5 protein-coding genes are annotated in these 11,470 nt (G+C 43.6%); all 5 read right to left on the bottom strand.

Translation table 11 applies throughout. The features are described 5' to 3' along the window. Window positions 1-336: 336 nt before the first annotated feature. The 5 genes from BHV72_RS18200 to BHV72_RS18180 are packed head-to-tail and all read right to left on the bottom strand — an operon-like array spanning window position 337 to window position 11,459. Window positions 337-2,664, bottom strand: a complete 2,328-nt coding sequence (locus tag BHV72_RS18200) for a glycoside hydrolase family 95 protein (protein WP_122264027.1) — start codon at window positions 2,662-2,664, stop codon at window positions 337-339. Between the two features lie 33 nt (window positions 2,665-2,697). Then, window positions 2,698-5,295 (bottom strand): glycoside hydrolase family 2 protein, encoded by a 2,598-nt coding sequence (locus BHV72_RS18195; RefSeq protein ID WP_005682462.1) that lies wholly within the window; start codon window positions 5,293-5,295, stop codon window positions 2,698-2,700. Window positions 5,296-5,351: 56 nt separating this feature from the next. Then, complete coding sequence (locus tag BHV72_RS18190) at window positions 5,352-8,768, bottom strand: sugar phosphate isomerase/epimerase family protein (RefSeq protein WP_286857324.1); 3,417 nt, start codon at window positions 8,766-8,768, stop codon at window positions 5,352-5,354. A 21-nt stretch (window positions 8,769-8,789) separates the two neighbouring features. Next, entirely contained in the window at window positions 8,790-9,809 is a 1,020-nt protein-coding gene (locus BHV72_RS18185) for a fibronectin type III domain-containing protein (RefSeq protein WP_122118669.1), read from the bottom strand. A gap of 39 nt (window positions 9,810-9,848) precedes the next feature. Continuing rightward, the gene (locus BHV72_RS18180; protein WP_005682459.1) at window positions 9,849-11,459 is read right to left on the bottom strand and encodes a RagB/SusD family nutrient uptake outer membrane protein; all 1,611 of its coding nucleotides are present in this window, start codon (window positions 11,457-11,459) and stop codon (window positions 9,849-9,851) included. Between the last annotated feature and the right edge of the window lie 11 nt (window positions 11,460-11,470).

The raw sequence follows: 11,470 nt of genomic DNA, 5'->3' as shown, positions 1-11,470 counted from the left end.
CGTTTTTTAAGGTATTACTACTGGCAAATATATTGTTTTTATTCGAAAGAGGCAAAATTAGTCAGAAGTTTTATGAAGGACACTGGATATCAGTATTCTATTTGAGAAAAGAGTAATTTTAACCCTAAAAAACAACCATGATAATTAATCATAAAAACTAATCATGGAGGTGAATCAAGAGCAAATTTTTTTAAATTTGAGTTGAATTTTAACTTGCCCAATTTGGATACAAAGAAAGCAATTACAACCTATGTTGTAGTTTACTACAAACGAAAATAGTCTCTGCTACCCTCTTTGTTCCAAAGCCTGGTGAAACAAAGAGGGTAGCAGAGACTATTATTTCAATATGGAAAAGTTATAAGTCTCCCCTTTTACAGTAGAAAAGGAGATTACATCTTTATCAATAGAAGAAACCGTAATTTTTTCTCCCTTGCTATTTTTGACTTTCAACCAACGGGCAGCAGGGCAATATATCCGACATTCTCCACCATGACCGGAAGTAACGGCACATTGTGTTAGCCGTCCGGCATTCCATTCCATTGTAAAGGTAAAGTCTCCTTCCGCACGTAATCCCGTCACACTGCCATTTGCCCAAACAGAAGGTAAGGCAGGCAACAGGTGGATAAATCCCTGATGACTCTGCAGTAACATTTCGGCAATGCCTGTCGTAGCTCCGAAATTACCGTCGATTTGGAAAGGTGGATGCGAATCAAAAAGATTTTCATAAACTCCGCCTTGGTCGTTATCCATGCTAATAACTGTAAGTGTAGAAAAGTCAAGAGCAGATTTTAGCAAACGGTAAGCATGTTCGCCATCCTGCAAGCGTGCCCAGGCAGCGATTTTCCAGGCACGGCTCCACCCCGTCCCCAAGTCTCCACGTGATTCTAACGTTCTTTTTGCCGCATCTGCATATTTTGCGTCTTTATAGTAAGATATCTGATTACCCGGATAAAGAGCTATCAATTGGGAGAGATGCCGATGGGGATTTCCCAAGGTATCAAGTTTCTGACTATCTTCCCGCCACTCACGTATTTGCCCCCAGGCACCTAGTGTGACACCATTGTCCAAGCGTTTCAACTTCTCCGACAGCTTCCTTACAAAATCTGCATCCAACGGAATGCCTGCTCCTCGCAGGACACGTACAGCCTGCATGGTTTCGCTGAAAAGTTGCCAAACCAGTTGTTGGGCATATGCCACTCCATCTTCCCAAGGTCCATGTTCAGGCGACCACTCTGCCGGAGCAAGCAGTACGCCGTCAGCCGTTAATTGAAGCCTGTCAAACCAATATTCACAGGTACTGCGCATGACCGGATAGGCCACAGAACGCAGATAGTTGATATCTTGTGTGTAAGCATAATGCTTCCACAGATGCATGCAGTACCACGCATTCGCAGGACGGTTGATATTCCAATCCGTGTAGCCGAATATATTGTTTTGTGTGTTTACAGTCCATCCTCTGAGTCCTTCACTTCGTGCTAATTGTTGCCAGCTACCACCCGGGCGAAGAGCTTCAGTGGCAATATACCGGATGAAAGGTTCGTGACATTCGGAAAGATTACAGACCTCAGCAGGCCAATAATTCATCTGTATATTGATGTTGCTATGAATATCACATTCCCAGGGCGGAGCATTATCTCCATTCCATATCCCTTGTAGATTATTCGGCAAATTCATTCCACGAGACGAAGCGATCATCAGGTATCGTCCATATTGAAAATACAACATATCCAAATAAAGAGCTTCTTTATGCAGGCGTACCAGTTCATTCGTGGGAACAGAGGGGATTTCTGTTTTCATTCCTATTTTTCCCCCTGTCTTTGCTGCTGTCCTCAAATCAAACCGGACGCGGTTGAAAAGAGATTGATAATCATTCAGGTGAGTGGATTTCAGCTGATCATAACCTTTTGCAGATGCCCGTGCGAGCCGGTCTGTTAGGCGCTTATGCAGTTGTCCGGAAGTTTCTCCCACATAGGTAGCAGAAGATAAATCATAATTGGTCGCTGCTGTCAATAGAATAAGGACGGAATTGGCTGCATTCACACATAGTTTATTGCTATCCGCCACCAATGTGCCACCTTCATTAATGACCTTTAATTGAGCTTCATAAGATAATAAATCCAGTTTTCTACGGAACAGGATACCATCTTTGGTGATTTCTTGCCGGGTGCCCGGACGTCCGTCGGCAAGGCTGACGGAAAAATTAAGTTTCTTCCCGGCTTTCGGTGTACTTAGTCTGAGCACAATTACCTCATCGGGACGACTGGCGAAATACTCCCGTAAATAATGCGTTCCAGCCGACGTATAACTCACTTTGCCTATAGCTTCATCCAAAGAAAGTTCGCGACGATATTCCCGGACATCTTCCTGCCCATCAAAATGAATCCATACATCACCAAATTTCTGATAAGCCCCACGGGTGGTAGTACTTCCTGTCCACAAAGTCTTTTCGTTAAAGAGTATCTGCTCGGACTCTACACCACCAAAGAACAAAGCTCCCAATTCTCCATTACCAATAGGCAAGGCAGAGGTCATCCAGTTCGTTGCGGGACGGTCATACCATAGTCGCATGGGAACGGTTTCTGTCTTTTGTTCAACACCCGCAACCGGCCCGGCAAAAAGCAAAAGCACACAAATACTCTTGATAAAATTTCTTCTCAATAACATAAGCTATATAACGATTACTATAACAATTTTATTTTATTCGCATACAATTCCCCTTACTGTAACCTCTGCAATAACTGCCGGTGACTTCTTCACAAACCGGATACGTACAAAGCGTGCACGAACCCCGGCATCAGGAAAATCCACAGCAATATGCGACTCTTTTCTCCTATTAGCCTGTTTGTCTGACACGACTGTCCAATGTACTTTATCTCCCGACACTTCAAGGACATAGCGATAGATGCTTTCCTTCGGAAATCGAACCTGAATATTCTTCAATTCAAGCTCCTTCTCCGTATCCAATATCCAAAAAGGAGCGGGATCATCTTTGGATGCCTGCCAATAGGTTTGCAAATTACCGTCCGCAGCAAATCCCGCTACTTGATTTTCGTGATGGCTACTGGAAAAAGTAGGATTGTTCCGACCGAACTCCTGTACCGCTTTCTCCTTCTTCTCTCTTACAAAACGTACATAAGAACGCTCTTTCACTTCAGGAGTCAGCCCTTTTTTATAAGCCTCATTTCCCTGAAAAACAATCTCTATACGTGCCGGTTTCAGTCCCGGAGAGGTGGCTTCGAGTACAGAGGTTCCCGCATAATAGGAGCGAAAAGCAATAGCCGCTTTCCCGTCCATGATACGGATATCACTGTCCGGTTCAAAACGAATCATATTTCCCGTTGGAAATTCCCCCGGACCGGAAACTAATCTCAGTTCTACTGCAGGGGAATTACTAACAGGTTTTCCCGCTGCATTCAGGACCGTAACCATTAATTGCACATCGTCCGTGCCGTCAGTAAGGATATTATCAGTGCGAGATGCTTCTAATCGCAGTTGCGCAGGAACGCCTTCTCCCGCCCATTCCGGTGGTGCCACCCGGGTATATTCGTTTCGATACCAATACCAGGAGCGTTTGGGAATACGGAAATAGTCTACAATTCCCATCTTTCCCAATTGACTGCCGGCAATACTTCCATGATCAAAGCCACACCATATCGCTTGCCCGCTGCGCCATGGAGTTCCTTTCCACCCATCGTTCATTTGCAAATCGCCCCATCCAGGATTATATTCCCCCGGACGTTCGGCAGTCACACTGCCATATTCGGATACCACATTCGGAATACCCGGATTCTGAAAATCCGGTTGCGTTGCTCCATCTCCGTTGTATCCTCCGATATCACCTATCTTATCTATTCTCTCATCCCCTAACGGACGTTGCGCTCCTCCAATGGCTGCGGGACGTGACGGATCGAGCTGATGAGTCAAATCAACCATTCTCTTTAATAGGCGACGTACCCCTTTCATCGCCTCCGGTGCAGAAAAAAAGGCTTCGTTACACATGCTCCACGCCACGATAGAAGGATGATTACGATGAATACGTATCATCTCCTCCAACTGCTGCAAAGCGCTTGCTTCGAATGCTTGTGCATCTTTCTTGTCCACCGGATAAGCACTTGAGTCCCAGTAACCATCTGGTCTGAAACCTCCGATTCCCCAAAAAGGCGCTTCCGACCAGAATAACATACCTTCCTCATCGCAAGCTTGCGAAAAAGCAGGCGCATGAGGATAATGCGAACCACGAATGAGATCAAAGCCAGCCTCTTTCATCAACAGGATATCTCGCCGCATGGCTGCTTCCGTCACGGCATCTCCCCAGCCTGCCTGATCCTGATGTACATTTACTCCTTTGAAAAACAAGTGTTCTCCGTTCAGGAAAAAACCTTTGTCGGCAGTCCACTCAAACCAACGAAATCCGAAAGGTGTTTCTACTCGGTCTATCAACATTTGCCCCTGATAGACTGAACTGACTACTTTATACAGATAAGGATGGCGAGGATGCCATAAGGTAGGATGATTGACCGCTTCAGTGATTTGTTCAAGCTTCTTCATAGAATTAGCTTCCACTTTCTCCTCATTCTCCACAGAAACAAGTATTCGGCCTTCGGCATCTTTTACTTCCGTCAAGAGTTTGAATTCCATCGTTTTATTCGTTTTGTTACAGATATCCGTGCAAACCCTGACTACCGAGGATTTGCCTTGATGCGCTGCCAAATCCGGTGTCGTCGCAAATATACCGTACCAGTCAATATGTACAGGCGACTTTCTCACCAGCCGGACATTACGATATATACCTCCGCTAAACACATGTTCACCCGCCCTGGGCGCTACATTGGCTTTCCAAATATTATTTACGCGTACGGCAATCACATTATTTCCCATGCGGACTGCTGAAGATATGTCAAAATAGAAACCTGTATAACCACCGGTATGTGTACCTGCCTTCTTTCCGTTAACAAAGACTTCCGCTTCCTGAAATACTCCGTCAAACTCCACGAAAAGCTGTTGTTTCAAATCTTTCGCAGTTAATTCAAAAGACTTCCTGTACCAGCCATAGCCTGTATAAAAGTCTTTCGACATAAAATAAGGAATACTGAAGGAATGAGGTATTCCAATTGTTTCCCAACTACTATCATCATAGTCCGTCCGTTCAGCGCCTGTGTAATCACCTTGCATATACTTCCAATTCCGGTTGAAATTGATACTCTGCCGGCATAGTTCGTCTGTCTGAACTTTAGCACACAGGGTATCACTTAATAAACACAGCAAAAAAAGAAGAATTAATTTCTCTTGTTTCATATCCAATTCTTATTATAATATTCTATCCAAATCCGATTATAAATACAGATGTTATCTCATTCCTTTATCCAACCCATATATTGGCAGTCCTTATACACACGCTCTCTATCAAGAGGGTAAACCTTATCAATTAACAATACCCCCTCCAAATCATTCGCTACCCGAACCGACTTGTCACTATTCGGGACAGGTAAGTATTCCGAATGTTTATAGGAAACAGGACCTCCCAGAATCACTGCACCCAATCGTTCCCTCAACTGTTTACGGAATTTCCGTACATACAAGCCGGACTCACTTTCCGAAAGATGGTTGAGATTCAAAGCTATCCCGATATTACTTTCTCCTATCTCGCGTATCATTTTTATCTGTTTATCTACTGTATCTGCAATCCTGAACCGTGTGTTAGTCAGCAGTAACCGAACTCCCCTTTTCTCACCATATTCCGACAAATAACGAAAGGTCTTTTTCATCCCAACATATACCTTTTGCGCAGGATACTTGTCACTCTCAACCCGACCATGCGTCGTAAATAATGCCACACCTATTTGTAATTCCCCCATTTTATCCAGTATCCTCTTATAATAATCCATGCTTTTCTCATAATATTCGGGAACGGCATCACATAAAGTCAAGCCCGGGAAATGGTTTATCTCTTCTATGAAACTAACCACCATAGATATACCACGCTCATCAAGTAACTTCTTCTCTTCACGAAGTGCGTCTAATGAATAATTTGCCAAGTATTCCGCGCTCACACAGACTCCGCCGAATGCGTTATAGAAGCAATCAATTTCATCTATATCTTTAAGAATCCCTTTGGAGTATCTGTCCAACGCCAGAATATGATTTCTATTATCGGGCAATACATGCTGTTGAGACGATTGCTGTCCACCGGATATATGCTGTGCGGCAGGTAACTTATTTTTCAGAAGTCCATAAACTGTTTCCCAATCCAAACTCGGTGTATCAAGCAATTCATAACCATCGCCAGCTGACTTGAGCATACCTTGTCCTGGACTTTTCACTAGTTGAAAATTTAAATCTGCTAATTCAGAGGGAATGGAAAAACCTATCGGCGTTGACGGTATAAACAGCACATCTTCTCCATAAAGAAGCGAGAGTTTATCTGCTATTTCCTTCAGCTCAATCAAGGTTTGCTTATACTGTGGCAGACTACTGTCGAACGTCCAGCGTCCTGAAGCAAATCCTTTCCGCAAATCCGCAGTAATCTGTAATTTCTGCAAGCAGAACCACTTATTCTGTTCTTTCAAAGCGTAGCTGTCTGCCTGTAACAACTTATCGCCCTCAACGGATATTCCGCTAAAATAATCGAAAAAGGTAGGCATATATCTGATTGTTTCTTTGGTGAACAAGATATCGTCAAATACCAACAGCCGGCGACTCACAGATTTCGCCTGCTGTATCTTCTCTGCCAATTCTACTCTCTCTTCATCAACGGATACGTCGAACAAACGTATATCCCCTCCAAAAATATACGAATCATTATCTTTTCCATTCATATCTCCCCGTATCCCATTCGGCCAATATCCTTGAGCCTGAAACAGTTTGTCTCCTGTCGAAAGTTCATCTATTGATTTTATCCTTCCAATCTTCGAACGTATTGAAAAAGGCAGGCTCTCCAGTGTATTGTTATAAATCGCCAGCCGATATTTGCCTTCTTCCAGATAATTCACTATCACTCCAAGACCCTCGCCCACTTCAAACAATTGTACAGATTTAAATACTGCATCCACTATCGACCGGAAGTGATTCAGTAAACTATATGGCCTGCCTAGAAAAGTGTTGAAACCACCTTGCATCCATGTAGGTGGCTTGTTGTATTCCAAGGGAGCAGCATTCAGGCCATAAGCTGTAAGCGAAAGTATAATTTGCCCCTTTCCAACGGGAATGTCAACGGCTACCGGCTCTCCGCCAATCATTGCCAGAACATGAGCCTCATCGGGCAAAGAAGCCCGATAAAGTTCAAAGTTCCCCCGTTCTACAAGTTCATTTTCTCCTACCCTGACTATTCCTCCAGCCGGAACGGTTCTACTTTTACCGATTTTCCATTCCGGCCAAATACGTGCGGCATTTTCTGCCGTAACTATAAAAGTACCGCCCTTGTGAACATACTCTTTCACTTTATCCGCCAACTCCATTCCACCACTGAAAAGGTTTCCGGCAGCCACCATGACAGGATACTGTTTCATCACTTCCACACGTGCATCACTGTGTAAAACATCGGCATTCTCCCCATAAGGAGTCGCACACATTGCTCCCGTTTCATCATGAAAAAAGCCACTCCGTTCATAATTCGGGAAAAATAAACTTATCATTGCATCCGTAAGAAAGTCACCTGCTTCATAATCCATCCCGTTCCAAACCTGAAATCGGCCTGCGATATGGTCTGCCGGCATCCAACCGGAATAGAAATCATTGAGTAAAGCGATTTGTGTAACCATACAGCCCGGCTGTCCGTACTTCTCTACAAAGTTCGCACAATCGGTATGCATTTTACCAATAGGAGTCAATTCTCCCTTGTTAGTGGCAAAATGACCTTCGCACCATCCCGACTCCATGCTGAGTATCGTTGCATTATACATATACTGTGTATAATAAGAGCGTTTAAACAACGATAAACTTCCTCCTTTATTCACACGCTCGTATTTCTCGTCTCGGGAGTAATTCTTATATCCCCATGTATCAAACACCGATACATCACCGAACCACAAGATACCGTACTGCTTTCCCGCTCCGCGCAGATGCATATATTGCACCTGTCCGTTGGTAATCTTATTCTGTGTTTCCGCCCCTGCAAGAATCGTATATCCTTCTTTTAGAATGTAATGCCAGTACCACAGTACACTCAACGAACTGCACCAGTTTCCCAAATCTGCAGCGACACGGTCAAAATAAGGCTGGGAAGCAAGATACTGTCTTCTGCGGTCCGGAATGTACGGTTCCATTATCTGTTTATAGGTAAAGTTAAACCGGCCATCCTGTTCTCCTACATCAAATCCGGTAAACCGGTGTCCCAGGTGCTTTCTGATTTGCTCTGTTTGCCACTCCGGCACGATATATTCACCAAAACTTCCATAAAAAGGACTTCCCGGTCCATACCCACCTATGTTGTGAAGATACATTCCATGCTTTCCTATATATTGCAACTTTCCCGTAAACTCCTGATTCTTTAAGAATGAAGCGCCAGGACGATATACCAACCCCGGAACATCAGCCAGTTCAGCTTCGTTTGACGGAACATTCCGCCCGGCTACGAATTGAGTCCGATGATCGAAATCACTCCAGGAAAGAGCCGGATAAGGACGCCGGGAATATTCAGGATATTCCATCGGCTCAACCGGATAAGGGTAGATGACCGGATGTATGGCAAAGAGTTGTCTCGATGCACCAACATCCGGTACATTGAATAGAAGGAAAACGGTCAATAAGAAATAATGATATAATATTCTCATGTCTGTATCATCAAAATAGAACTATTCTTTTGCGTATTCTATCGACAAATTGTCCACATAGAGAATATCGTCATCCTCTCTTGAATCTATCACCATCTTGAATTTATCTCCGGCTTTCAGCAGACCGGTCCGATAGTTATATTGCACCCATTCGCCTGTACCCTGAACTGTATCATCAATACCAAAATCTGAATAAAGTTTGAATGGGCCGGATGCCTTATAAGTCATGAAACTTATGGTATAATAACCGTCATTCCACACTCCGCCCCAGTCGAACATCAACTCTATTTTTCCTTTTTTAATGCTTAATGATTTAGTTCCGTTGAAAGGCCTTTCATTGGTTACAAGCGGATTCCCCTCTGTATAATATCCGATACGGTCTTGAATAAATGTCCAAGGTTCAATCACACTTCCGATCTCGTAGGTTTCATAATCGTCGAGACACTGATAAGCCTTTTTGCCGGTCACGGAAATACCTTTCGACATACCATTGTGGTTGACCGAATATACAGTATATTCAGCACCCGTCACCGAAGCTGCATAATCCAGGAACTCCTTGTTTGTCACCTCTTTATAAAACGTGCCATTTTTATACACTTTATACGAAGTGGCAAAACGTCCTGCACTCCAGGATAATAAACAGCCTTCAATATTAGTATCGGATGCTTCTAACTTGGCAGGAACACGAGGTTCAATGCCATCAGGGATTCCCAAATAACCCGAATCCACCGCGTAAGTAGCCGAACGCCATCCTTGGTTGTCCACAGCATAAATGCGATATTCAGTCAATGTATCAGGAGCAGAGTCGTCTTCATAAGATTCAACCGTCAAACTATCTGCAATCACTTTTAATCCTCTGACCAATGTATAAAAAGAAGCATCTTCCACTTTCGTCCATTTTAGGAAAACTGAGGTATCACCGCGACTAGCAGTCAATTGTGCAGGAGCACTCAAACGCTGAAGGGCATAATCTTCCTTTTCACAGCTTATATATACAACTGTAATAACAGCCAAAACTATGATATGTATAATATGTTTCATTATTTACTTATTATTTACTGGTTTACTTCTTGTTTCAAATTAATATCCCTCATTATTGGGGAGCAGATTAGGATTGGCATCAGTAGCTTCCTGCGGCAAAGGCCATAGATAGTTGGCAGGTGCAACAAAGACTTTGTGCGAACCGAAATTATACAGTTCGTCGGAAGTGATCGAATTAATCACATCGGCAGCTATCCCCCAGCGACGAATGTCAAAGTATCTCAACCCTTCAAAAGCAAATTCCCATTTCCGTTCATCCTGGATGATTTTCATCATAGCCTTCGGGTCTGTTGTATGAGCCACATGTGCTATTCCGGCACGGTCTCTCACTGCGTCCAATATATCAAATACAGACTGGTCTATATCCCCGAGCATCGTTTTCGCTTCGGCATACATCAACAGCACATCGGTATAGCGCAGAATAATGAAATCGGACTCGTCTTCCTGCAACCATTCTGTCTTTTTATCTTCGTTCATATATCCTTTGTTGATATTTAACGGATAATCTATCGCACACTGTGCATCAATGCCGCACACATACTCAGAGGTGAAAGGCATACCGTTCACGACGGAATAACCACCAATATAAAACGTACTTTCGAATCGGGGACCACGGTTGGCCCACTTATTCTGAGAATCATATACCATAGATCCTTCAGCCACCGTCTTGCCGTCAGTCAATGGATAAGAATCAATAAACTCCGGCAAGATAGATACAGTTGCCCATGAACCATTCATGCTTCCTGTCGGCAGTCCGGGGATTTTGCTTCCAAAAGGAGTATTGAACGTACTTCCCTGTTTGGTTCCGTTAGCTACATACTTCAGGCTGAACAATATTTCTGGGTTATTTTCATTCGAGTTGGCGAATATGCTTTTATAATCGTCCAAGAACATGGAATTTTCTAAGGTTTTATCAAGTTCCATCAATTCCTTTGCAGCTTCCACCGTATTTTCATAATCCTTGTTATACAAATAAGCACGTACTCTCATCCCCATAGCTGCTTGTTTGGTGGCAAGTCCCCATTTGTTATTATAAGGAGTCATCTCCAGGCAGCTGACAGCTATTTTAAGATCTGGGATAATCAGCTGGTTCGTTATATCATCAACCGAGCTTCTCGGCAACTTTGATTCGGAAGGAAGATAAAGACGGTCGATCATTGGAACCGGCCCCCAAAGACTTGTCAGACGGATGTAACATATAGCCCTCACAAAATGCGCCTGTCCTTTTACATAATTCACAAAGTCCTCAGGAAACTCCGATTGCTTGGCCTCTATCTGTTCAATGATCGTATTCGACCAGGAAATAGCCGCATACACCTTCTGATATAAAGATGCGACATTGTCGGTCACGGATTTCAATTCACCCCGTGATATATCAAACCAGGGCTGCGTCCAACTATTCTTATACATGCATACGTCTGCACAAACTTCCCAATACAGATTCCCAAAATACGCTCCGTCTTTGGCTTCGTCGTCCAACGGGCGAAGCATGGAGTACAAACCGGTCACAGCCTGGTCAAAATCATCTTTCGTCTTAAAGAAATTCTCATTAGCCACCGTATCTTTCGGCTCCAGTTCAATCCAATCATTACACCCACTCAACATAATAAACGAGAAAGCGGATAAAAGCAATACATATATTTTTTTCATACTGTTTCAGT

The sequence above is a fragment of the Bacteroides sp. 43_46 genome (genome assembly GCF_001915455.1).
Taxonomy (GTDB): domain Bacteria; phylum Bacteroidota; class Bacteroidia; order Bacteroidales; family Bacteroidaceae; genus Bacteroides; species Bacteroides caccae.
The sequence above is the reverse complement of the archived record's forward strand: the minus strand, read 5'-3'. Positions and strand labels throughout refer to the sequence as shown.